Here is a 25,023-nt window from a genome sequence, read left to right as displayed (position 1 = left end):
ACATTCCCCCTCTTCATCGATCAGACCATAAAAAATCTAATAAATTTACCTCTTTCAATATAATGTTTTTGATGTCTTTCACAGCTAACTGGTTACAAGCTAAACAGTCAGCCCGGTAATGAACACTTTTAACCGTCTTACTCGCGTCTTCAACTTTTGTATAATCGCTAGGAATAATAAACATGTTATCTTTCTCATAAACTAACGGGATTTCTTCATTCATTAAAAGTTCTTCAACAACCTTTTCCCCAGGTCGTAAGCCGATTTCTTCAATATAAATTTCATCCTTTAGTATATTAAATTTTTCCTCAACAATTGATATGATTGCTTCAACTAAATCGTTTAGTTGAACTACAGGCATTTTTAATACGAATATTTCTCCACCTTTAGCAATCCGAAGTGCATCTAACATTAACGAGCATGCTTCAGTTTGTGACATCATAAATCTCTTCATTTTTAAATCGGTAACTGTTATTTTTTTTTCTTTCATTATTTTCTTAAAAAATAAAGGAATAACTGACCCTCTTGATCCAATTACATTGCCAAACCTGACTGAAGAAAAAACAGTTTTATGATTTCCTTTATATGAATTGGCAGAAACAAAAAGTTTTTCTGCAATTAACTTGGAAGCTCCCATTGTATTAGTAGGACTAATTGCTTTATCACTGCTTGAAAATAGCACTTTCTTCACTTTGTTTTCAAGAGCTGCTTCAATGACATTTTGTGAACCAATTACGTTTGTTCTGACTGCTTCAAATGGATTATATTCACAAGCAGGGACATGTTTTAACGCTGCTAAATGAAACACGTAATCAATATCTTTCATTGCATAACTAAGACGTTCTTTATCTCTAACGTCACCTAATAAAAAGCGCAGCTCTTTTTGAACTTTTCGCTCTTCTTGCATTTCAAATTGCTTATTTTCATCCCGACTAAGTATACGTACAACGGCAGGGTCAAATGTTAACAAAATATCTACTAGTGCCTTACCGATACTTCCTGTTCCTCCTGTCACCAAAATTTTTTTTCCTTCAAACAAAATAACACCTACTTCCCCTCATAGATTTCACTATTACTTCACACTACACTTGGAATAAAATTAGGTGTTTATGTTAATGTTTAAACTGTTTGAACATGACATTGAAAAGGTGAATAAGTCGAAATTAGTTAAAACATCTTCCATGACACAGGGGTACCTTTCTTAACACTTTCCTTTACACGCTTGCCTAATAAAATGTCATAATATTTCGGCTCAAGACCATTACCTGGTCGAATGATTCTAATATTTTTTTCTGTAATCATTTCTCCTTCATTTAAGTCTTCCGTAATATATATAGATCGACGATGTTGCAACGACGAAACCTCTCCTTCTGTTGGACCATAGCTCACCTTTCCTATCGATCTCCAAGCCTTCCTTACTTCGGTAACAAGCATTTTCATCTCATCTGGTTCCATAGAAAATGGTGAATCTATCCCATCATCAGTTCTAGACATCGTGAAATGTTTTTCAATAACTGTTGCACCTAAAGCAACACTAGCTATTGGAACACCTAACCCCATAGTATGATCTGATAACCCTACCTCACAATTGAACAAATCGGCCAAATGGGGGATTGTCGCAATATTTGAATAGATTTCGGATGAAGGATAGGAACTCGTACATTTTAATAAAATTAGATTATTGCACCCCGCACTTCTCGCTGCTTGAACTGCTTCATCAAGCACAGCAACTGTTGCCATGCCGGTAGATATAAATACAGGCTTCCCTGTCGCAGCTACTTTTCTAATTAACGGAATATCTACATTTTCAAATGAAGCAATTTTATAAGCAGGAACATTTAATGCTTCTAAAAAATCTACAGCAGTCACATCAAAGGGGGAACTAAACCCGACCATGCCAAGCTGCTCACACTTGCTAAATATCGTCTCATGCCATTCCCATGGCGTATACGCCTTCTTATACAGATCATACAATGTCTGACCTTGCCATAAGCTATTAGAATCGTTAATAAAAAATTCCTCTTTATTCATATTTATTGTCATCGTATCTGCTGTATATGTTTGTAGTTTTATAGCGTCGACACCAGCTCTAGCTGCAGCCTCTACAATTGTTAACGCATGATCTAATGATTGATTATGATTCCCGGACATTTCCGCAATAATAAACGGTTGATGACCCTTACCAACGTAGCGGTTAGCTATTTTGCATTCATACACCTATTTTTCTCCTCTCTTCATTTGTAAAATTGTTTTGACAACGCTATGTTGTTGATTATTTATACACCTATTTGTAATAGCTAACGCTCGTTGACTCATGTTAATTAACTTTTGAGGTGAGCTTAAAGCATCGTTAATTTTTGCAGCGTAATTATTTACTTTGACATCCTCATGCCAACCGATTTTCCATACAGCCCCATATTGATGAGCAGCACAAACTGATGGTTGTTGATTTTTTGCAACAATCGCAGTGATAGATGGGACACCTAAATAACATCTTTCCCACATCGATATACCGCCTGCTCCAATTACGAGATCCACCTTTGATAGCAATCTTGCAAAATCGGTGATTTGACTATGATATTGATAACCTTGTTGTTCACACATCATATAAATCACATCTTGTTTCCGATTTGAAGTTCCAACGACGACGTCTACATGATGTAAATCATAATCAATTTTTTTCAAGGCTTTTAGAGCTTTTTCAGTTTCGTCTGTTGGATCACTACCTCCGAAGAAAATCAGTAGTCGATGGACATTCCCGTCTCTTTGTTTTAGTTGTATTCTTTCATGGATAAATTCTTTTCTAATGAGTAGGTGTTTTAGTCCGAGGATTTTTTTACAATGAGGTGGAACGAGTAGGTCATAGCGAGTTTGGTAGTTACTAATAAAATTGTGATCAAGCAATATATCACAATGATGATATCTGTTAGCTAAATCATCAATTACCATCAATTTAGAAACGCGATTCCTCACTATACTCTCCCATTTTTCGCTAATACGATAGTGATCAACGATAAGCCATTCTATTTGGTTAGAAATCACTTGTAGTCCTTGCAAAGTTTCATCCGCATCTTCTTGCTCTGAATGAATTTGCTTATAAAGACGAATCACACGAAATCCCTGTAATTCAATATATGAGTTAAGATTTCCTTCAAGCTCCCTTGATATAAAAAAAACAACATATCCTTCTTCTCTTAATTGTTCAGCAAGCACTAGACAACGCATAACATGACCAGTACCTATTAGCGTAGATGCGTCTACTCTAAAGACAGTGTTCATAGTTATCCTCCAATTGAGCTCAACCTGACTATTTATTCTACAGGTTTTTGAGTGATATGAGCATTCATATTTGCTACATTAGCATGTGTAACTAAATATTCCACCACATCTCGAGAAGGAATTAGAATCTCTCCCTTAAAATAATCAGCTACCACACAACACATCTGATAATCCTCTATTGTATCTAAGGTAATCCTCAGCTCAGGATGATTCAGAAAACTAGGTGCGATTACTTTTGTATGCTTGAACTTCGATGGATGTTCATAAGCGTAGTAAGTAACATGTTCACGGTGACGGGTTTCATAACCATATTTATAAATAAATTCAAGGGCAGCAAATGCAATCATTTCAACAACTAATCCACGAGGTAAATGCCCATGAACAATTACAATATCTGCCGGATTCTTCTCCATACGATTTATGATTTGGTTTGCAAAGTTATAATCTATAAATGGACAATCTGCAGTAACACGAATAACATAATCTGGGTTATACTGTTTTGCACAATGATAGTAACGACTTAGTACATCACTTTCACTTCCACGATAACAAGTAATATCATGTTTTTTACACCATTCTTCAATTTGATCATCTTGTTTGAGGGTAGAAGTTGCCACTATGATACCCAAAGTCTTTTGAATTTGCTTACACCTAGAAACGACATAGTTTATAACCGTACTCGCGCCTAACGGTTTTAATACTTTACCAGGTAATCGTGTCGAGCCCATTCGAGCTTGGATAATTATTAGAATCTCCAAATGCTCACCGCCTAGCTCACAATATTAAATCTTCAGGGTACCGAACAAGCATCATTTCCTTATTAGAGCGAACAAAAGGGTATTTGTGTAAATCATTCCCACTTACTTCTAATATAAACCAGTAAAAGCTATCTAAGCCAGCCGCTATACTTAATGTAGAAGCACCACCAAAACGACTATTACATTCAATAATATGAAAGTGGCCATTCTTATCAACTATTACTTGTAAAACAATATGACCATATAGCTCTAAATCAGTAACCACTTTTGAACAAAGCCTTGCTAATCGTTGATCACGAAATGTAGTAGATATTTGTGATTCACCATTAACTACTAATACACGTTTTCTAGTAACAATACCTTTCACTTCTCCATTTCTCGTTACATATACATCTGCGGTTATCTCTTCCCCTTCAATATATGGTTGAAAAATGGGCGTAATTAGCTTTTCGGCATACTTGATTGACTGATCTTTTGTTAATTTCAAGCCAATATTTTTTGATCCAGCCCCATACCTTTCTTTTACTACATAAAATTGGTTATCGCCTACCAAATCTATAAAACTTGTTTCCGTTTGAACTACAGGGAAGCCATGCTTCGTTCCGAATTTACTAAATAGGTATTTATCTAAACATCTGCCTACAGCTTTTTTTGTGGCAATCATTACGAAGATACCATTTTTATTTAATACATTTTTATGCTTAGCAAAAAATAATAATTCTCCATCACGAGAAGGAATAATGGAGGTAACATTGTTTTCTAAGCAATATTGAAGTAAGTAATCAATTGTAAGCTTATCTAACTTAGGAATTTTCCAAAATTGATCAACAAAATAACGACCGATACAAGCTTCATCACTATCGGCTCCGTACACTTTTATGTTACTATTGATTTTTTTAGCTGCTACTTTCACTGCTTTTAGCATCGGTACTTTTTTTGAAATGCTTGTTACAAGAATATTAATTTTTATTTTTTCCCCCCTAAAAAATACTCTTTTGAATTGTGTTCCAATCTATAAACAATCGAATAATATCTTCTTCAACAAGCTCCTTACCCATTTGTATTTCGATAATTTCAATATCAGTTAACCCTTTTATCGTATGTTTATCACCAATTTGAATATTAACAACATCTCCAGCCTTTACATGAAACTCCTTATTATTTAATATGCATATTCCATTACCTGAAATAATCTTCCACGTTTCATTTCGTTTTTTGTGAAATTGATAACTTAAGTTTCTCCCTTTGTAAATACAGATTCTTTTTGTTAGTACTTCAATACCAGTTGCTAACTTGGTATAATCAAGAACGCGATACCACCCCCAACGACGCTCTTCATACATGGGTCGTTGTTCAAATCCATCTAATAAGTCTTTTAATCGAGGACTAGCTCTTTTGCTGCTTACTAAAATCCCGTCTGGACTTGCTGCAACAACTGCATCCGACACTCCTAATACATATGTAGGAATCTCTAGTTCATTTATTAGATGTATATTCGTTGAATCTTCACTTATCTTCCCATTTCCTACAATATTATTAGACATTTCCTCTGTTAAAGTGTTCCAAGAACCAAGATCCTTCCATTCACCCTCATATGGCAAAACGACTATATTGTTTGCAAATTCGACAACTTCGAAATCAAAACTAATTCTCTTTAATTGTTCGTACTGTCTTAACAACTTGTCATATGTAACCGATATACCTTTTTGTATTAATAAATTTATTAAATATCTTAGTTTAAATGCAAAAATCCCACAATTCCAAAGTGCACCTTCTTTTATTAATTGTTGCGCCTCTTTTTCATTCGGTTTTTCAATAAAGTAACTCCCATGATAGTAAGAACCTTGAACAACAGATTGCTTCGGCACAATATATCCATATTTTTCAGACGGATATACAGGACGTACTCCAATTAAGGCAATATCACATTCTGTTTCATTTACAACCTTCTCTAATTCTAGTACCTTAGTAAAAAAATCATTTTTAACATAAGAATCTACAGGAATGACACAAATCACCTCATCAAGATCATTTCCTAATGATAGTAAGTAAGTTGCAGCTAACGATATAGCTGGAAACGTATCTCTCCTGTTAGGCTCAACAATTAGTGATATAGGTGAAGAAATTTGATTTTGTACTATTTCTACTTGAGATCTAGGTGCAGTAATGTATATTGAATCCCTTACACCAGCCAATTGCAGCTGACGTAAAACTCTCTGAACCATTGACTCTACATTGCCATTGTCATCTTTTAATATCTTCAAAAACTGCTTTGATCTTGAATCATTAGAAATTGGCCACAACCGTTTCCCCGAACCACCTGACAGTAACACGTGGTGCATTTATTCCCCTACTCTCATTATGATTTTCAATATTGAAGAGAGAATACTAATAAAATCATTCAGGTCAACATTCTTTGAATTTAGAATACTAAGTACAATTTATCTCGTAAATTAACGGCAATTTAAGTCACAGATGTTAGAATGTTTTTGTTACAAATGTTTTCCTTCTTAACAAACTGACATGATTAAACATTATTCCGTTACTTACTTTGTATGATTTTCGGTAAATCCGATTGGAACCTTGAACTAATAGTGAAAGCAGCTAACAGTTTTCATAGAATTGAATTGTAGCAATAGTCGTTATTCATATTAAAGAGTGTTAAGAATAGTTATTGGTTATGTCTTCTAATCGTGTTTACATATTTACTGACACAATCGTTAATATCATACTTCTTCTTTACAGTCATTTTTGCGTTTTTTGTTAATTCTAATAATTTATAGTAATTCTCATATGAATAAATTAATGCATCAGCAAGTTCATCTATATTCCCTGGCTTCACCCCTATGCCATTAATATTCGGCCGTAAGTAATCTTGAATACCTTCTGTATAAGAGGCTATTACAGGGACTTGAAGAGCCATCGCCTCTAGCCCAACAATACCTAGGCCTTCACTTAGTGTAGGAAACACAAAAACATTGCAACACTTAACCAATTCGAGAGGGTTTTTCAGCCTACCAGTAAACACAACATGTTCTTGTATACCACTCAGATGTATTTCATTTAGTACTTTCTCATAATAGTCCTGTTCAGCAATTTCACCTATAATGATTAATTTCGCTCTTTTAATTTGAGTTAGCGCTTTTTTAAAAGATTTAACTAAATATAATAGCCCCTTCCTTTCTTCTACACGCCCTAAAGTAACAAAACAAAATTCATCGCTCTGACAATATAATGTTTTTAACTTTTTATTTATCTTAATATTCTCACAATATTCCACATCAATTCCCCAAGGGACAACCTCTAATTTGTTCTTATCAATATTCACATTCACTTCTAGAAATTCTTTCCAATAGTATGACATTGTATATATTTCATCACACATATTAAATGCATAACCATCTGCTATGTTCATCCATGTTGGCCTATTAACATTCCAACTGTGAAACGTTGCTACAATTGGAATGTTTTTACCGCAAAGTTTCTTTGCCATATTTATTAAGAAAGCTGGATATCCGGCATGCACATGAACAAGGTCAAATTGATCTAGAATAGTTGTCAACGATATAATTTCCGTCCACATATTTTTGTAATCACGTTTAAAGGAGTCAACTTTTATAATAGGAACATCATTTTTCTTTAATATTTCTTCATATTCCTCCCAATTCTTTATTTGTTCAACTGGATTTGAAGTTGCCACAGTTACTTCAAAATATTTTCTTAACTCTAAAGATAATGTAGTTACAACTTTTCCAGAACCACTTATTAAAAATGGGGTGATTTCCAATACCCTCTTCATTTTCCATCACCTCTTATTTACAATTGTATAAACCATTCCTAGGCTGTTTACCGATCATTTCTAAGAATATTGAGATGCCTCTTTTTTTTTGATTCAGTTGCTTATTTTTTCATGACCAACTCGTATACTAAATTGTAGTTTGGGGTATGTCTGTATCAGAATGGGTAGTTCAGGTCTAATATATATTCATTAAGCCTATTTGACTTCCACTATGTCCTGTTAGCATAAATCATTATATTTTTTTCACCTATCTTTTAACCACTCCTCTGTTCTTCTTATGCCTTCTTCTAAGCTCACTTTCGGCACCCATCCTAATAATTGTGTTGCCTTATCAAAATTACATAATAGTTTCTCTATTTCACTTTGAGGATGAATATGAGGAACGAGTCGAACCCTAGATTGATCACCATTAACAATTATCTTTGCTAACTCTTTTATTGTAATATCAGATCCTAACCCCGCATTTACTATTTCGCCATTTGCTTGATTAGAGTAGCCTGCTGTAACGACAAATTGAGCACAGTCATCTACGAAAAGAAAATCTCTCGTCTGAGTCCCATTCCCATATATATTTAAGCTTTGACCATTCAATTTATTTTGCAGAAATTTAGTAATAACCCCACCTTCGCCATTTGATTTTTGATACGGACCATACGTATTAAACGGGCGAAGAACTACTACAGGAAGACCGTATGAATAATAATAAGAGAGCACCATATTTTCAGCTGCTATTTTCGCTCCTGCATATGGAGATGCTGGTTTAATTGAATGTGTCTCATTAATGCCAACATCGTTTGAAGATCGATCATAAACCATACATGTACTCATAAAAACAAGCTTTACATCATATCTCCTGCATTGTTCAAGAATGTAGAATGTTCCAATTGTATCATTATTAAAAGTTGTATCGGGATGCTCAATACTATCATGAACATTAATGCTCGCCGCCAGATGATAACAAAGATCAAATTTTTGTTGAAAGAGCTCGTTTAATAAAGCGGTGTCTTTAATATCCCCATGAACAAACTCCATAAAATTTTCATTTCCAATAAACTCTTCAATATTTTCTGTTCTGCCGTTAGATAGGTCGTCCACTATCCACACTTTGTGCTGATCTGATAATAGCTGTTTAACAACCCATCTACCAATAAATCCAGCCCCCCCTGTAACAAGCATTTTCAATGGTAAATTCCTCCTATAAAGTAGTGCCTCAATTTATTCTTTCAAATCCATTTATGCTCAATGTATTCCTGTTAAAGTTGTACTATGTATAACAAAATAAGTTAAGTAATTTATTTACTTATGGACTTACCACTCAAAAAAACCTTACTCTGTAATACATGAGCAAGGTTTACTGAATTGTATAAGATAACTAAACAACTACTATCACCAAAGAAGATATTATTTACCCTCGTGCCCAATCAATGCTGATTAGCAAGAATAAAATACACTAGACAAACTATGAAAAGGAGTTAAAAAATGGGTAAATATACTACATCGTCATGTTGTGGTAGCACTAAGATAACTACCGCAGAGAAGACAGCTTGTTGCGATTGCCCTACCTTTGTTAACCAGATGAACAGTAGTGTTAACTTATCTTGTGGGGCATCTGAATACACAATTTTCACTGGAAATACCCAAGGCTCTTTAAGTGGAACAATCTCTACCAATGGAGCCGGTACAGGACCTTGCTCTAATGCAACTATACGTATCTTATCAAATAACACGTTATTACATCAACAGGATTTAATTGTGACACAAAACTTTAGCTTTTCTTTTAATAATGTAACAAGAGTTACCGCTTCGTGTAGTGGAGGTAACGATGGAGATATGTGTGAAATAAAATGGGAGTTGGCATCTTCAGAAAGATGCATAACAAATAGTCCTCCCCCAACAACATTTTCTTCAAACTCAAATGGACCATAGAATCAATATTCTATTGCTGTAGCAGTGATTCCCGAATTATATCACAATTCCATAAATTCACAAATCTTAACTAAGCGCTCTTACACAAGTTACCACCGTTCATAGCGGTGGTAACTTGTGTAATGTTAAATTACTCCTCATTAACTAATGTTATTTCTTATCAAATACTCCTGCAAATTTCTCAAAAGCTCTAGGAAATAAATGATACAAAACACTACTAGCATTCATCCATCTAGGTAAATTTAACTCTCGCTTAGGATTAATCATTAATTTTATGATTTGCTCAGACACATAATCTGATTTCAAGATTATTTTTTTTACATTTTTCACATAATTACCTGATTTGTCAGCAGTGTTGAAAAAATTTGTTTCAATTGGCCCAGGATTAACTGCCGAAACATGAATGTTTGTTTTAGCAAGCTCCATTCTTAAACTATTAGTAAATCCAAGTACCGCATGTTTAGTTGCTGAATAACCGCTCGATTTAGGCGTCGCCAATTTGCCGGCTTGAGATGCAATATTTATAATATGACCTGAGTTATTGCTAATCATTGAAGGTAACACTTCCTTCGTACAAGCCATTAAACCAAGTACATTCACTGCAAACATTCGTTCAATATCATCCATATTTGCATCAATAAATGCATGGAAAATACCGAATCCAGCATTATTTACGAGAATATCTATATGTCCAACCTCTTGATAAATTTGTTGAATAACTACTTTCACTTGATGTAAGTTACTTACATCAAGTGAAAAATACAGACTATCGACTGAAGCTTGTTCGTTTATATATAATGAAATCTCTTTTAATTTATCTTCAGATCTAGCAAGCAGTATAGGTCGTGCACCCAGCTTAGCCACCTTCAATGCAATTTTTTCACCAATCCCTGAGGAAGCTCCTGTAATAACGATGTTTTTATTTAATAGTGTATTCATCCTTCTCCCCCGCAAAAATTAAGTTTCATAAGAGACATATTAGCTCATTTTATTTTTATATGACAGTTTTCTAGATGCTTATCAATTGTAGTCCTTAATCGTTTTTTACGTATCATTTTTGAATTTTCACTTAATACATCTGATATGATCGACAAGTTTTCATTAGAATTATAATTTATCCATTGTCAATTCATGGCTCTTTTCCAATATTGAAGGAAAACCGCTGCCTTATCAACCCCATTTTCTCTACAAATAATAAGCGTGTTAAAAATAGTACAACGAAACATATTAAAAGCTGTATTTGAATGACTTAAACTACAACACACCTTTTTTCATCCTCAGCATGTTAATTTTCACCTATTAACACGTATACTCCTAGCGTTCGTGGCATATTTTCTTCTGTACAACGCTACTAACATATAAACCACTTTTTATGGTACTAATCTGATAACAATAGCAACAGAGTTTACAAAAAGAGTATTTACCATTGTTCACTAGCGCTACATTAATTGAATCTGATGATTCTAAATGCTAGAAAAATTCTTTTTAATAGCGTTCATCCAACAAAAAAATCCTTTACAATATATATCCTGTCTAGCTCCAAAGTAATAGCTGTTGGATGCAATAAAGATCATCCACATTTATTTCTTAATGCATTGCCACTTCAAGTCTTGAGGAACAAGCATTTTTTACAAGTGCTAAACTACAAGGAGAGATAGAATGAAACGTAAATTAATGATTACATCTATTTTTATTACGACCTTTATTTATGGCTGTTCTTCTGAGCAAAGTGGAAGAATAGCAAGCTTAGAAAAACAGATAAGTGAATTACAAACTCAAAATGAACAACAACAACAGAATATGGTCACATATAAAGATCAAATTATTAAGTTAGAGAAAAGTCTTGTCAATGAAGAAAACAGATTTAATGAATTTAAAGATTACGACTATAAGTCTAGACATATTTTCTACTATTTAAAAACAAAGCAATATGAGAAAATGAAAGATACTTATAACACACAATTTATAGTAGAAGAAGAACAAATTATATTTGATGAGGAGGATCAATATCAGAAAATACCACTTGATATTATCGAAAATAACTACCCCATAATTCTTATATCAGCAAACCCATTTTATAAAGAATTGGATGGTAAAGATGTCAGTGGTTACGAAATTATTTATTATGTTTATAATTATGAAAAAGAAACAACACACGAATTAGCAGTACAATTTGAAGATAAAAAATTTAAAACAATATATAGTGGTTTAGAATAAAAGCCATCTACTTAAATAAGGCTAACTGGTCCTAAACCGTTAGCCTTTAAACACTTTCTATTTGTTCACTTTACAACACTTTAGAAACTTGAGCGGAATATAGCCATTGCTCGCTCGATGTATCGACTACAATTTCGTTGATATCAACTAAATAGTCCAATTGCCCAAACGCTTCAGACATTGTGAGAGCTAACTCTTTTTGATAAACAGAAGGATACAGCTGCTTACACACCTCAAAAGCAGTCATAGGTTTTTTCTTTAACATGTCTAGCACATAATATGCCTTTTCTTTTTGTTTATCAAGGCGTTTAAGAATTAACGAATGTGCATCTTCTATATCTTCTCCGTGGCCAGTAAAAGCATAAGAGATATCAATATCAAGTAGCTTTTTAATTGACTCATTATATTGTAATTGAGGTTTTGGACGATTTATCTCACCAAACATAGGTGCTTCAAGCAGCGGGTTAGGTGAAATAGCTGCTAATAAATGATCACCTGCAATTAGCAGTCCATCTGATTCGCGATAAAGCACGATATGACTTTGGGCATGCCCTGGTGTTTCTATAACCTTCCATTCATGCAAACCGTCAATCGTATCGCCTTGAATAATTTCACGTGTTAATGACCGAGTGCAAGAAAAGCGGAGAGACAGTTTCATTTTTGCGATGAGAGGCATATAAGCTGGATCGATACCCGCTTGAAAAAAAAGTGATGTAAAAAAAGATTCCCTTTGCGTTAAGTATTCCTTATCTTGACTAATCCATGGTTCATTTTTCGGATGACCAATGACCGGTAGATCAGCAGGTAAATAATCTAGTAAACCAACATGATCTGGATGATGATGTGTAATAACAACTTGCTCAATATCCTCTGGGCGATAGCCGTATTCCTTTAATTGAGTTCTAAAAACATTCCATGCTTCCTCTGTTTTAATTCCAGCGTCTATTAACGTTAAGCTGTCACCTTTTATGAGATACATATTAACATCACCAACTGGAAATGGTGTTGGTACAGTTAATTTTAAAATTTGCTCCATTACTTTTCACCCTTTCATGTTCAATTATATTTATATAATCATTTTTCAGCTGTTAACTTACAATTTTATAGCTCCCCTAACATGAGGAGTTTAATAATCATATACTATGTATCATAGTTTACATGTTTTCCTCTCACTTGTCATTATATTCAAATAATTAGATATGATAACGCGTTAATGTGGTAAAAAAAATCAACTGATAGCTATTGACAAATAGATGTGGACAATTCATAATGACAAACAAATAAGAAAAGTGGAATTAAAACTTATTGGGTACATGAGCTGAAAGACAAACACATGAATGCACCTTTTGTCTTCAAATGTTTGTCTGAAACGACTTGAACCCGATCGAGCTCGATATCTAGACACAAATAACCTAGGCAATTTATGCCTTCTAACCAAATAAGCAAATGCACTGAATGGGACTAGTAAATGATTAATGGTAATAAGAGAATGAAATCCATCGGCTGAAAGATTTCATAACCCGCTTAATCAATGAACCTACCCAGGAGCAGTTAGCAAAACTAACCGTATACCCTCGTTACGGGAGAGAGCTGGACGATTTTCATTCGTGAATTGTGAGTATCGAGTGTTATTGTCAATGAAGGTGGTACCGCGGAAATAGACCTATTCCGTCCTTTTTATGGATGGAATAGGTCTTTTTATATTTCACATACTTTTTGGAATATCAATTTGATTTTGGAGGGATTACAATGAACACTGAGTTAAACATTGCTTTCATCGGAGCAGGTTCGATGGCTGAAGCGCTAATAGCTGGTATGGTGAAGGAATCACTGTATCTACCAAAGCAAATTTCAGTAACAAATCGCTCCAACCATTCTCGTTTAGTAGAATTATCGAATAAATATGGGGTGACAAGGACTACCTCTAAAGAAAGCCTTATAAAGAATGCGGATGTTATCGTCCTAGCAATGAAACCGAAAGATGTGGCTGAAGGGTTGTCCTCCATATCGAAATATATTCGAGCAGATCAGCTCATTATTTCATTGTTGGCAGGCGTTTCTACGACATCTATAAATGAACTTTTACAGGAAAAGAACCCTGTTATACGAGCCATGCCAAATACGTCTGCAACCATTGGCAAATCCGCAACTGCTTTGGCACAAGGAACATATAGTTCAAAAAGCCATTTAGAAATTGCTAGGACATTGTTTGAAACTGTTGGGATCGTTACTATCGTTGCTGAAGACAAGTTACATGCTGTAACAGGCCTTTCTGGAAGTGGGCCAGCATATGTATATTATTTAGTGGAAGCAATGGAAAATGCATCAGTTGAAATTGGCCTAGATAAAGCTGTTGCCAAAGAGCTTATTTTACAAACAATTATCGGGGCAGCAGAAATGTTAAAGACATCAGAAAAACAACCAGCCACACTTAGACGTGAGGTGACAAGTCCAGGTGGTACAACAGAGGCTGGCATACAGGTCCTAGAACAGCACCAATATCAACAAGCTGTCATTGCATGTATAAAACGGGCAACTGATCGATCAACTGAATTGGGGGCAGCTTTAACACAACTTGTTAAATAACAAAGCTTAGCAAACCCAATTCTACCGTAGAGCAATCTATTTCATCAGGTGGAGCTTTTCCCCACCTGATGACAACCCCTTTAGATGAAGTAGAAACTAACTTCATATCAAAAAAATTGACATTAACCTTTCGTACCTCTTGATAATTTTGGAATAGGGTATGACAAAAAGTCATGAGCCATATATGTATTATCGAATATCTCACGAGCCTCATTTACTAGCACTTCAGAGCTACTCCCCTGATAGCGCGAGCTAATATGTGTTAGCAACAAAGCTTTAACATTAGCCTTTTTTGCAATCTCTGCAGCTTCATAACTAGTTGAATGAAAATAATTATAAGCTAACTCTTCTTCTGCTCCTCCAAAAGTTGCTTCGTGAATCAATAAGTCTGCATTTTTACCGAGTTCAACACTTTTTTCGTTGCTTCTCGTATCTCCTAAAACCGTAATAATTCTTCCTTTTTGGCTTGGACCAATAAATTGTTTTCCATCAATGATGTCACCGTTTTCTAATTCAATAGTTAAACCCTTTTTTAATTGTTGGTATATTGGACCAGGGGGGATACCACGTGCTTTTAACTCGTCTACAAGTAACGCTCCTGGTAAATCTTTTTCAACAATTCGATATCCATAGGAAGTGATACCATGTTCAAGTTTACCTGCAGTAACATGAAATTGCTCATCCTCATAGATCAATCCTTCATCAATTTCATGAATATGTAAATCGTATTTTAAACGGGTGCTACTAGTTTTTAAGGAGATGGTTAAATAATCTTTAATACCGCTCGGTCCATAAACTGTCACTGGTGTTTCTCCACCTTGAAACGATCGGCTTCCTAATAACCCTGGAAGTCCAAAAATATGATCGCCATGAAGATGGGTGATAAAAATTTTGTCTATTCTCCTCGGGCGAATAGACGTATGTAAAATTTGGTGTTGAGTTGCTTCACCACAATCAAAAAGCCATACAGATGCACGCTCTTCTAACAATTGTAAAGCAATTGATGTTACGTTCCGCTCCTTTGCAGGTACACCAGCCCCTGTTCCTAAAAAAATAACTTCCATAATAATACCTCCCCCACCGTTGCGCTATACTAAGCATAACAACTACAGTTGGATTAGGCAAAAAGAAAAATGATAGTTAAACTCATGTATGATTTCTTCAAATAATGACTCCAGAACTTCATCATACCAGTAGCTGTTGTATTAATAGACCTTTGTTACTAAGTATATATTTAATACATAAGTTTACTATGTAGGTGTCGGTTTTTTTCGAAAAATATGTAGAATATTAGCCTGTTTTATCGTATTTTTTCTTTTAAAACATAAAATTGGTTGCTATAAATTTTATTTTTGTAGTCATTTATGATAAAACTAAATATAAAGGATCAGCTAATATCATATATTTTCCTTTTACTTACAAACCACAATTAAGTATTGCATAAATACTTTTAACGCTACGAGAAGAGAGAGGTTTTGAGCGTGAGCAATGTAGAAAAACCAAAAGCAATTATTATTATTTTTGGAGCAACAGGTGACTTAGCAAAGCGAAAATTATATCCCTCCATTTATAACCTATTTAAGGAAAAAAAGATGTCTAATGACTTTGCAGTTGTGGGGGTTGCAAGGCGACCTTTATCAAACGAAGAGTTCCGTAACGATGTAAAAACTTCGATTGAAGATTCCAATATCCAAGAGCTTGATAATGATGATTTTACGTCGCATTTTTACTATCACCCTTTTGACGTAACGAATAGTTCTTCATACGAGCAATTAAAGGAGTTAGTAGACACACTTGATACAAAATATAACACCGTGGGCAACCGAATGTTTTATTTAGCAATGGCTCCGGAGTTTTTCGGTACAATTGCCTCTTTCTTAAAATCAGAAGGATTAACAAACACTCAAGGGTGGTCAAGGCTAGTCATTGAAAAACCATTCGGGCATGACCTACCATCAGCACAAAAATTAAATGAACAAATTAGAGAATCCTTCTCTGAAGATCAAATATATCGTATCGATCATTACTTGGGTAAAGAAATGGTTCAAAATATCGAAGTTATTCGCTTTGCGAATGCTTTATTTGAACCGCTCTGGAATAATAGATATATATCAAATATCCAAATCACGTCTAGTGAATCACTTGGTGTGGAAGATCGTGGACGATACTATGAAAAATCCGGAGCATTGCGGGATATGCTGCAAAACCATATGCTACAAATCGTATCTCTCCTAGCAATGGAGCCACCAAGTAAGCTTGCAACAAAAGAAATTCGAAATGAGAAAGTAAAAGTATTAGGTGCACTTCGTCCAATAGAAGAACAAGAAGTTAATGATTATTTTGTTCGTGGTCAATACGGCAAGGGTATCGTTAACGATAAGAACGTGAGTGCATATCGTGAAGAAAATTTAGTTGATGCAGAATCTAATACTGAAACGTATGTAGCTGGAAAGCTACTTATCGATAATTTCCGCTGGGCAGGGGTACCTTTTTACATAAGAACAGGTAAAAGAATGCCTACAAAATCAACGAAAGTTGTAGTTCAATTTAATGATGTACCGATGAACCTCTATTATAAAAAAGGGGAAACGATGCACCCTAACTTACTCGTCATACACATTCAACCTGATGAAGGAATTACATTGCATTTGAATGCAAAAAGAAGTGGACAGACGATGAAAACAACACCTATACAGCTAGATTATTGCAATAATTGTGTGGACGGCATAAATACGCCTGAAGCATATGAAAAACTCATCTTTGATTGTATGAGGGGTGATGCTACGAACTTTACACATTGGGATGAAGTTGCTCTTTCTTGGGAATTTGTTGATACAATATCATCTGTTTGGGAAAAAGAGAAAGCACAGGATTTTCCTAATTATGAAGCTGGTACTACAGGACCAAAATTAGCAGATCAACTCCTTGCAAAAGATGGCTTCGCTTGGTGGGGGATTTAACCCTCCACCAGATATACATATTAATTTAGCGGGGGACATACCCCATGAAAGGAATTGAATAATAATGAAGATGTATGATGTGACTGCACAAGTTTATACAGGAATGCCTGTGTACAAAAATACACCTGCAAAACAACCGAGTTTAACAACTGTAACTAATGATTATATAACCGAATCTCGAATTGATATGGATGTGCACAGTGGCACGCATGTTGATGCGCCTCTACACATGATTAATGATGGTGAAACGATTGAAACGATATCAATTGAAGACTTAGTAGGCCAATGTAAAGTATTTGACCTAACAGAGGTTGAAGACCAGATTACAAAAAAAGACATTGAAAAATTCGACATTCAGGAAAATGATTTTGTTATATTCAAAACGAAAAATTCGTATGATGAAGAGTTTAATTTTGAATTTATTTTTGTAAATGAAGAAGCTGCAACTTATCTTGCTGAAAAAGGAATAAAGGGTGTTGGTGTTGATGCATTGGGCATCGAAAGAAGCCAGCCAGGACATCCAACACATAAAACATTATTTACGAATGATGTTATTATTATCGAAGGTCTTCGTTTAAAAGAAGTAGCTGCTGGTGAATACTTTATGGTTGCTGCCCCAATAAAGCTGCAGGGCTGTGATGCTGCTCCAGCGCGTGTTTTATTGTTTGAAGGTATGTAAAATAAAGAGCTCTCATAAATAGTTTTTCAATATAAAAATGTGTACATCCATATGTAAAAAGGTGTACACATTTTATTTTTTTATTCCAATATCTGACACATTGATCATGAGATCAAAAGCTTATACCGCCATTGTTTGTAGCATTTTACCGTATTAAACCTTAGCGAGCAATTTAGTTTAGACAAATGTACAAAGAAACAACCTATACCTTTTCAATAACTTGCACACCGTCACTTGACCCAATGATAACTACATTGGCCATATTCGGAAACAAACCTGTGTCAATGACTCCAGTAACTTGTTTCAAGCTTTGATGTAACACTGCTGGAGCATGAATATCACTTACATTACAATCAAGTATGAAATTACCATTGTCAGTTATATATGGCTCATTCTGAACAGAGCGTAGTTTAGGCAATACATTCAACTGCTGAGTAATTTCCTTAGCAGTTCTTTGCCAAGCAAATGGTACAACTTCAATGGGTAGTGGAAACTTTCCCAAGGTTTCTACGACTTTGGTTTCATCAGCAACTATGACTAGCTGTTTTGAGGAAATAGCAACTAACTTCTCCCTCAACAATGCACCGCCTCCACCTTTAATAAGATTATACTTAGCATCAATTTCATCAGCACCATCTATTGTTATATCAAGTTCTTTTATTTCATCAAAATTACTCAATGGTATATTTAACTTTCTTGCTAATATCTCTGTATGATTTGAGGTAGGTATAGCCTTTATCGAAAGCCCTGCTTTTACTAACTCACCCAGCTTTTTAATGGTCCAATATACTGTTGAACCCGTTCCAAGTCCTACTGTCATTCCATCTGTAATATATTCTACTGCTTTCTCTCCTGCAATTCTTTTTGTATCCACATAAGCCTCCTTATTTTATAACAAGGTTTTTAATATATTTGATCTGCTAAGCAACTTTTATACAATATTATAGTCGTTAACGCAGAAAAAGATGTTGCGAACTTGAGTTATATATATTGATCTGTCAGAACAAAAATATCAATCAAAGCTACAACTATGATTCTATTTTTACCGTACTCTTCTAGCAGCCTGTTGAATTGGATCCCACGCGCCGTTAAATGGTGGAGCATAACATAGATCAAGATCTTCTAGTTCGTTTATTGACATGCGATTATACAGTCCTGTTGCTAAGACGTCCACACGCTTATCAACCCCTGCTTTACCGATCAATTGTCCACCAAGTAAAAGGTGGTTATCACTTCTATAAACTAGTTTTATATGTATTGGATCAGCCCCTGGATAATACCCTGCAATATGCTTCGTAGTTATTTTTACTGTTTCATAGGGAATATTTAAAGCGTGAGCTTCTTTCTCCGAAAGTCCTGTTCTGCCTAATGATAGATCCATAAATTTTATAATGGATGACCCTGTAACTCCTGCAAAAGCTCTTGACTTTCCTATCATATTTAAACCAGCAAGTCTTCCCTGCTTGTTTGCTGTCGTTCCAAGAGGAATATAGTCATCTTGTCCTTTTACCATATGATATTGTACTGCACAGTCCCCTGCCGCATACACATCCTCTATATTTGTTTGCATATAACGATTTATTTGAATAGCACCCTTTACGCCAAAAACAAGCCCCGTGTCTTTCACAAATGTCGTATTAGGTCTTGCACCGATAGCTATTAAAACGAGATCTGTGTCATATTCACCACAATCTGTTTGAACTGATTCAACAATTTTATCCCCATTTAAGGAAATGACATTCTCATTTGTATTTAACTCTATTCCATGCTTTATTGCTTCTTCATGAATGAGTTCGGCCATATCTTCATCAAAAATACTTCCCAATTGACTTCCACGTTGAATCATGCGAACATTTTTTCCAAGCATCTTGAAGTTTTCTGCCATCTCTAAGCCAATGTAACCACCGCCAATTACAGTCACATTGTTTATATCATCATCCAGTTCTTCGAGTATGCTATTAGCATCTGGGATTGTTTTCAGTGTAAACACTCGCTTAAGGTTAACACCCTTCCATTTTGGAACGACAGGCGATGCACCGCTAGCAATTAATAATTTATCATACTCATAAGCAAACGTTTCTCCGGTATGGCTGTTAATACCTTGAACTACTTTTTCTTCAGAAATCACATTTTGAACTTCGTGGTATATTTGTGCATTAATTCCGTATTTGTCTCGAAAAGTCTCCACAGACCTAGCTATAAGTTTCTCAGTGGATGGAATTACTCCACTTATCGTATATGGTAGACCGCATTGTCCATAAGAATAAATTCCACCTTTTTCTAATGTTGTGACCTTGGCATCGCTGTCATTTCTTATAATTTGCATAGCAGCACTCATACCAGCTGCATCACCGCCTATAATTACGTAATTCAAAAAACCACCCTCCTCACTCTTATATTTATCAATAATTTTCAGTAACAGCGAAATTATTTTTTATCGGTTCTCACGATAAAAAACTTTTTATATCTGATAATAACTGTTCACTATCCTCAAACATACTCATATGACCAACGTTTTTAATTAGAGATTGAGTTACATTATCTTTTGAAGTGGAAAACACGTTTGCTGTTGATATGATTCGATCCTGTTCTCCAGCGACTAATAACACAGGTAAAGAAGTATGCTCTAGTATTTCGTTGCGATTTGGGCGGTTTTTCATTGCATTTAACGCACCAATAGTTCCCTCTTTCGATGTTTTATACCCAATTTCCTTTATGTAAGCCACCTCTTCCTTCATTTTCATTACGTTATTTTCTGAAAAGAGCTTCGGGACTAAACCATTAATTAGGGGGTCTACCCCGTCTTTTTCAACTTTTTTTATATTCTCTTCCCTACCGGCTATCGCCTCATCTGAATCAGCAAAAGCAGTCGAATGAATGAGTGAAAAACTATTTAGCATGCTACTATAATGTTCTACAAAAGCGAGTGTAATGTACCCACCTAGTGAATGTCCAAACATTGAAACTTTATTAATATTTAGGGCTTCTAACAGAAGTTTAATATCTTCAGCCATATCTTCAATCGCATATTCGTCGGTTTGATAAGTTGAACCTCCGTGCCCGCGTAAATCGGGAGCAATTACTCGATATTGTTTCGCTAATTCTGGCATAATCCTTTCCCAATAAGCATGACTCCCACAAAATCCATGCAGTAAGACAATGGCTTCACCTTGTCCAACATCTTCATATGATAGTGTTAAATTTTCCGATATGAACCGCTTCTTCAGCAAAATCTTCCCCTCCTATTGACTAATAAATAATTTAATCTGCAAATATACAAAAGAAAGCCCCACCTTAAGGAGCTTTCTTCATTACTTTTATTTTTCTAACCATTCTGTATGGAAAATGCCTTCTTTATCAATTCTTTGATACGTATGCGCTCCAAAATAGTCACGCTGTGCTTGAAGTAGATTTGCAGGTAAAGTTTCAGTACGATAACTATCGTAATATGCGAGAGCACTAGAAAATGCAGGTACAGGAATACCTAACTTCACCGCACTAGCAATAATCTCACGTAGTGATGATTGATAGCTTTCAACGATCTCTTTAAAATATGGATCAAGCAAAAGGTTTGGTAAATGAGCATCTCTATCATATGCATCCTTAATTTTTTGTAGGAATCTTGCTCGAATAATACACCCGCCTCTAAAAATCATCGCAATATCTCCGTATTGTAGATTCCAATCATATTCTTCAGAAGCTGCTTTATATTGAGCCCAGCCTTGAGCGTAGGAACATATTTTACTCATATACAGTGCTTTTCTTACCGCTTCAATAAACTCTTGTCTATCTCCATCAAAAGCAGGTGATTTCGGACCACTTAACATGGAGCTTGCTTTAACCCGTTCTTCCTTCATAGCAGATATGAAGCGAGCAAAAACAGATTCTGTAATAATAGGTAATGGCACACCGAGGTCAAGAGCACTTTGGCTTGTCCACTTTCCTGTACCTTTTTGACCAGCTGTATCTAAAATAACATCAACTAGAGGTTTCCCCGTTTCCTCATCAATTTTTTTGAATATATCAGCTGTGATTTCAATGAGATAACTATCAAGTTCACCAGTATTCCACTCTTTAAATATTTCATGAAGTTCTAAAGCGTCGAGTCCTAGGACGTTTTTCAATAGAAAATAAGCTTCACTAATAAGCTGCATATCGCCATATTCAATTCCATTATGTACCATTTTCACATAATGTCCAGCTCCATCTGGGCCAATATATGTACAACAAGGCTCACCATTAACTTTTGCGGAAATAGCTTCAAAAATTGGTCGTACAAGCTCGTATGCTTCCTTTTGACCTCCTGGCATAATAGCTGGGCCTTTTAAAGCGCCTTCTTCTCCACCTGAAACCCCTGTACCAATAAAGTGAATGCCTTTCTCAGCTAACAGTTGGTTTCTTCTTTGTGTATCGCCAAAATAAGTATTTCCACCGTCTATTAATATATCCCCTTTTGATAAGTGAGGAAGTAATTGCTCAATCGTTGCATCCGTCGGCTTCCCTGCCTTAACCATCAACATGATTTTTCGTGGTACTTCAAGTGATTCCACAAATTCTTCAATACTATAAGTAGGTTTAACATTTTTTCCTTGTGCTTCACTAAGCATTTCATCCGTTTTTTCACGTGAACGATTATATACAGATATAGAGTACCCTCTACTTTCAATATTAAATGCTAAATTTTTCCCCATGACCGCTAAGCCGATCACACCAATTTGCTGTTTTGTCATGATAAGTACTTCCTTTCTATCAACAAATTCTATCTTCAACCTTGAAAATACCACAAATATACTACTATAATCAAGTTCCACACCCTAATGTACTACAGGAAAAAGTCTTTTTCAAAGCTTGTGCCTGATTCATTATCTCCATAGTCATTTGATTTGTTAACTTTCACACCTCTTTTTATCGTATCTTTACCGAACTTTTCATTTATTTGTGTTATCGTATTAGCTAATGGTTCTTCTCTAGCATCATCTTCGAATGAAAAAATATCAAGCTGTTTTGATGCAGTTTCTTTTTCAAGTAAGTTTTGAGCTGTAATACCGAGCAAACGAATCGGTTGCTCATCCCAATGGCTTTTTAATAGTTGTAGCCCTGTTGAAAAAAGCATCTCATCGTCAGACATTGGGTTTGAAAGCTTTTGACTGCGAGTAATTGTTTTGCGATTAGCGTAGCGGATCGTTAGTTGTACTGTTTGACAAACTAAATGTTTACGCCTCAAACGTTGTCCCACCGATTGGGCTAATTTCTGCAATACTTTTTCTATTTTACGGTCATCAATTGTATCGTGTGGTAAAGTTGTTGAATTACCTATACTTTTACGATCATAAATCGCCTCTGGGTCAACCTGCCTCACATCTTGCCCATTTGCTCTTTCCTTCAATTTTATACCGTTAATCCCAAGAAGGTTTCTTAACTGAACATCGTTTCCTTTCGCTAAATCCTCGATCGTTTGAATATTGATTGTATTTAACTTTTCTGCTGTTCTTTTACCAACCCCGTGCATGGCATCAACCTGTAACGGCCAAAGCTTTGTTACTACATCTCTTTTTCTCAAAATTGTGATACCAAGCGGTTTTTTCATATTTGATGCCATTTTAGCTAGAAATTTATTAGGTGCTATACCAATGCTACTAGGTAATTGCAGATTGTGAAGAAGCTTTTTTTGTATTTCTGTGGCGATATGAAGAGGTGAACCGAGCTCATAGCAATTAGTAATATCTACGTATCCTTCATCAATGGACACCGGCTCGACAAGTGGAGTAATAGTTCTAAGCACGTCAAACATTTGCAATGAAGCTTTCCTATATCTTTCGAAATTTGGTTTAATTATCGCTAGTGTTGGACATAGCTTTTTCGCTTCCCATACGGGCATTGTAGTCTTAACTCCTAGAGCACGTGCTTCATAGCTACATGTTATAATAATTCCTCTTCGTTCTTCTACATTTCCAGCGATCGCTATTGGCTTTCCCTTAAGCGATGGTTCATACGATACTTCAACAGATGCATAAAAACTATTCATGTCTACATGTAAAATTACTTGACCATTTTTCGGATATAAATGTTTCATAAAAACACTTCCAAAATTAATGTGATAACACAGTCACCAATTATTGGTGACTGAGCATATGTCCTTTAATATCTTCTTTCCCTTCCAAACTATCAAATAGCATAGCCGGGTCAATTAAAGTTACTAAACGACTTTGTAGATTTGCTACACCTGTGAAATAAGATGTCTTTTTAAACTGTACAAGTTGAACCTCTTTTATATACTCACTAGCAATATCAATAATTTCCTTTGCTTCATCAACTACAAAGCCGACAGTAATATCTTTGGCTTTTGTAACTATTATTTTTATGTTAGCCATAGTTTCAAAAGAGTTGTTAAATAAAATAGTACTCGTATCAATAATCGGCACAAGCTCATCGCGAATTTTTAAGACACCTATCACATATGGAGGCATTTGAGGAATGATCGTAACAGACGCCATTTTTTCTATCGAAACGACTTGGTTAATTGGAAATCCGTATTCTTCCTTATTTATATTAAAAACGACCACTTTATTACTTTCCATTTAAATTCCCCCTTCAAATGGCAACGCCTACAAAAACTATTTGCTAAGTGCATTCAATTGAAATGCAAATCATTTCTAGAGACTCCAAAGGCTTTTTTGTATTCGTTGTTGTTTTATAAATTATATATAATTAGCGTCCATGGCACCTTTTCTTTTAAGGTAATTTAATGTTGGCAACAATAGCAACAAATGATAAGAAAAGTGCTTAGCTAAAAAATCGACCCCACTTCCCATGATAAGG

The 25,023-nt window shown here is 35.1% G+C and carries 22 protein-coding genes; 5 read left to right on the top strand and 17 right to left on the bottom strand.

The genetic code is table 11. From position 1 onward, the window contains the following. Positions 1-13: 13 nt before the first annotated feature. From V1503_RS16545 to V1503_RS16510, 8 genes are all read right to left on the bottom strand, one after another. On the bottom strand, positions 14-1,042 hold the full coding sequence (locus V1503_RS16545) for a polysaccharide biosynthesis protein (protein WP_320257153.1): 1,029 nt from the start codon (positions 1,040-1,042) through the stop codon (positions 14-16). A gap of 125 nt (positions 1,043-1,167) precedes the next feature. Next, on the bottom strand, positions 1,168-2,217 hold the full coding sequence (pseI, locus tag V1503_RS16540; RefSeq protein ID WP_410628307.1) for a pseudaminic acid synthase: 1,050 nt from the start codon (positions 2,215-2,217) through the stop codon (positions 1,168-1,170). Further along, positions 2,218-3,279: a UDP-2,4-diacetamido-2,4,6-trideoxy-beta-L-altropyranose hydrolase gene (gene pseG / locus V1503_RS16535; protein WP_410628305.1), complete on the bottom strand. Its 1,062-nt coding sequence runs from the start codon at positions 3,277-3,279 to the stop codon at positions 2,218-2,220. Between the two features lie 32 nt (positions 3,280-3,311). Further along, positions 3,312-4,037, bottom strand: coding sequence for a cytidylyltransferase domain-containing protein (locus tag V1503_RS16530; protein WP_410628303.1), 726 nt, complete (start codon positions 4,035-4,037; stop codon positions 3,312-3,314). Between the two features lie 16 nt (positions 4,038-4,053). Next, positions 4,054-4,995 carry an ATP-grasp domain-containing protein gene (locus V1503_RS16525; protein ID WP_410629457.1) on the bottom strand — a complete coding sequence of 314 codons (942 nt, stop codon included), beginning with the start codon at positions 4,993-4,995 and terminating at the stop codon, positions 4,054-4,056. Between the two features lie 22 nt (positions 4,996-5,017). Next, positions 5,018-6,379 carry a sugar phosphate nucleotidyltransferase gene (locus V1503_RS16520; RefSeq protein ID WP_410628301.1) on the bottom strand — a complete coding sequence of 454 codons (1,362 nt, stop codon included), beginning with the start codon at positions 6,377-6,379 and terminating at the stop codon, positions 5,018-5,020. Positions 6,380-6,708: 329 nt separating this feature from the next. Then, positions 6,709-7,836, bottom strand: coding sequence for a glycosyltransferase family 4 protein (locus tag V1503_RS16515; protein ID WP_410628299.1), 1,128 nt, complete (start codon positions 7,834-7,836; stop codon positions 6,709-6,711). 243 nt (positions 7,837-8,079) lie between these two features. Then, positions 8,080-9,018, bottom strand: coding sequence for a dTDP-glucose 4,6-dehydratase (locus tag V1503_RS16510; RefSeq protein ID WP_410628296.1), 939 nt, complete (start codon positions 9,016-9,018; stop codon positions 8,080-8,082). Between the two features lie 297 nt (positions 9,019-9,315). Here V1503_RS16510 and V1503_RS16505 point away from each other — a divergent pair, with 297 nt between their 5' ends. Continuing rightward, positions 9,316-9,762: an S-Ena type endospore appendage gene (locus V1503_RS16505; protein WP_410628294.1), complete on the top strand. Its 447-nt coding sequence runs from the start codon at positions 9,316-9,318 to the stop codon at positions 9,760-9,762. A gap of 150 nt (positions 9,763-9,912) precedes the next feature. On the opposite strand, the gene V1503_RS16500 is transcribed toward V1503_RS16505, so the two are convergent. Continuing rightward, entirely contained in the window at positions 9,913-10,701 is a 789-nt protein-coding gene (locus tag V1503_RS16500; RefSeq protein WP_410628292.1) for an SDR family NAD(P)-dependent oxidoreductase, read from the bottom strand. Between the two features lie 720 nt (positions 10,702-11,421). Here V1503_RS16500 and V1503_RS16495 point away from each other — a divergent pair. Continuing rightward, on the top strand, positions 11,422-11,979 hold the full coding sequence (locus V1503_RS16495; RefSeq protein ID WP_410628290.1) for a hypothetical protein: 558 nt from the start codon (positions 11,422-11,424) through the stop codon (positions 11,977-11,979). 70 nt (positions 11,980-12,049) lie between these two features. On the opposite strand, the gene V1503_RS16490 is transcribed toward V1503_RS16495, so the two are convergent. Further along, entirely contained in the window at positions 12,050-13,015 is a 966-nt protein-coding gene (locus V1503_RS16490) for an MBL fold metallo-hydrolase (protein WP_410628288.1), read from the bottom strand. Positions 13,016-13,728: 713 nt separating this feature from the next. Between V1503_RS16490 and proI the strand changes: the two genes are divergently transcribed. Beyond that, a complete protein-coding gene (gene proI / locus V1503_RS16485; protein ID WP_410628286.1) occupies positions 13,729-14,565 on the top strand; it encodes a pyrroline-5-carboxylate reductase ProI in 837 nt (278 codons plus the stop codon). 122 nt (positions 14,566-14,687) lie between these two features. Here proI and rnz read toward each other — a convergent pair whose 3' ends face one another. Further along, complete coding sequence (gene rnz, locus V1503_RS16480) at positions 14,688-15,629, bottom strand: ribonuclease Z (protein ID WP_320256910.1); 942 nt, start codon at positions 15,627-15,629, stop codon at positions 14,688-14,690. Between the two features lie 417 nt (positions 15,630-16,046). Here rnz and zwf point away from each other — a divergent pair, with 417 nt between their 5' ends. Both zwf and V1503_RS16470 read left to right on the top strand, forming a co-directional pair. Further along, positions 16,047-17,525 (top strand): glucose-6-phosphate dehydrogenase, encoded by a 1,479-nt coding sequence (zwf, locus tag V1503_RS16475; RefSeq protein ID WP_320256909.1) that lies wholly within the window; start codon positions 16,047-16,049, stop codon positions 17,523-17,525. 64 nt (positions 17,526-17,589) lie between these two features. Continuing rightward, on the top strand, positions 17,590-18,204 hold the full coding sequence (locus V1503_RS16470) for a cyclase family protein (protein ID WP_320208002.1): 615 nt from the start codon (positions 17,590-17,592) through the stop codon (positions 18,202-18,204). A gap of 202 nt (positions 18,205-18,406) precedes the next feature. Here V1503_RS16470 and rpiA read toward each other — a convergent pair whose 3' ends face one another. The 6 genes from rpiA to V1503_RS16440 all read right to left on the bottom strand — a co-directional run bounded on the left by rpiA (position 18,407) and on the right by V1503_RS16440 (position 24,782). Continuing rightward, positions 18,407-19,078: a ribose-5-phosphate isomerase RpiA gene (rpiA, locus tag V1503_RS16465; protein ID WP_410628283.1), complete on the bottom strand. Its 672-nt coding sequence runs from the start codon at positions 19,076-19,078 to the stop codon at positions 18,407-18,409. A gap of 168 nt (positions 19,079-19,246) precedes the next feature. Then, positions 19,247-20,578 carry a CoA-disulfide reductase gene (locus tag V1503_RS16460; RefSeq protein WP_320256907.1) on the bottom strand — a complete coding sequence of 444 codons (1,332 nt, stop codon included), beginning with the start codon at positions 20,576-20,578 and terminating at the stop codon, positions 19,247-19,249. 70 nt (positions 20,579-20,648) lie between these two features. After that, positions 20,649-21,434 carry an alpha/beta fold hydrolase gene (locus tag V1503_RS16455; protein WP_410628281.1) on the bottom strand — a complete coding sequence of 262 codons (786 nt, stop codon included), beginning with the start codon at positions 21,432-21,434 and terminating at the stop codon, positions 20,649-20,651. An 87-nt stretch (positions 21,435-21,521) separates the two neighbouring features. Continuing rightward, complete coding sequence (gnd, locus tag V1503_RS16450) at positions 21,522-22,934, bottom strand: NADP-dependent phosphogluconate dehydrogenase (protein WP_320256905.1); 1,413 nt, start codon at positions 22,932-22,934, stop codon at positions 21,522-21,524. A gap of 92 nt (positions 22,935-23,026) precedes the next feature. Further along, a complete protein-coding gene (locus V1503_RS16445; protein ID WP_410628278.1) occupies positions 23,027-24,277 on the bottom strand; it encodes a DNA polymerase IV in 1,251 nt (416 codons plus the stop codon). Positions 24,278-24,317: 40 nt separating this feature from the next. Beyond that, a complete protein-coding gene (locus tag V1503_RS16440; RefSeq protein ID WP_320256903.1) occupies positions 24,318-24,782 on the bottom strand; it encodes a chemotaxis protein CheW in 465 nt (154 codons plus the stop codon). Between the last annotated feature and the right edge of the window lie 241 nt (positions 24,783-25,023).

The organism is Nanhaiella sioensis, assembly GCF_046557775.1.
GTDB classification, from domain to species: Bacteria; Bacillota; Bacilli; order Bacillales; family SM2101; genus Nanhaiella; species Nanhaiella sioensis.
The sequence above is the reverse complement of the archived record's forward strand: the minus strand, read 5'-3'. Positions and strand labels throughout refer to the sequence as shown.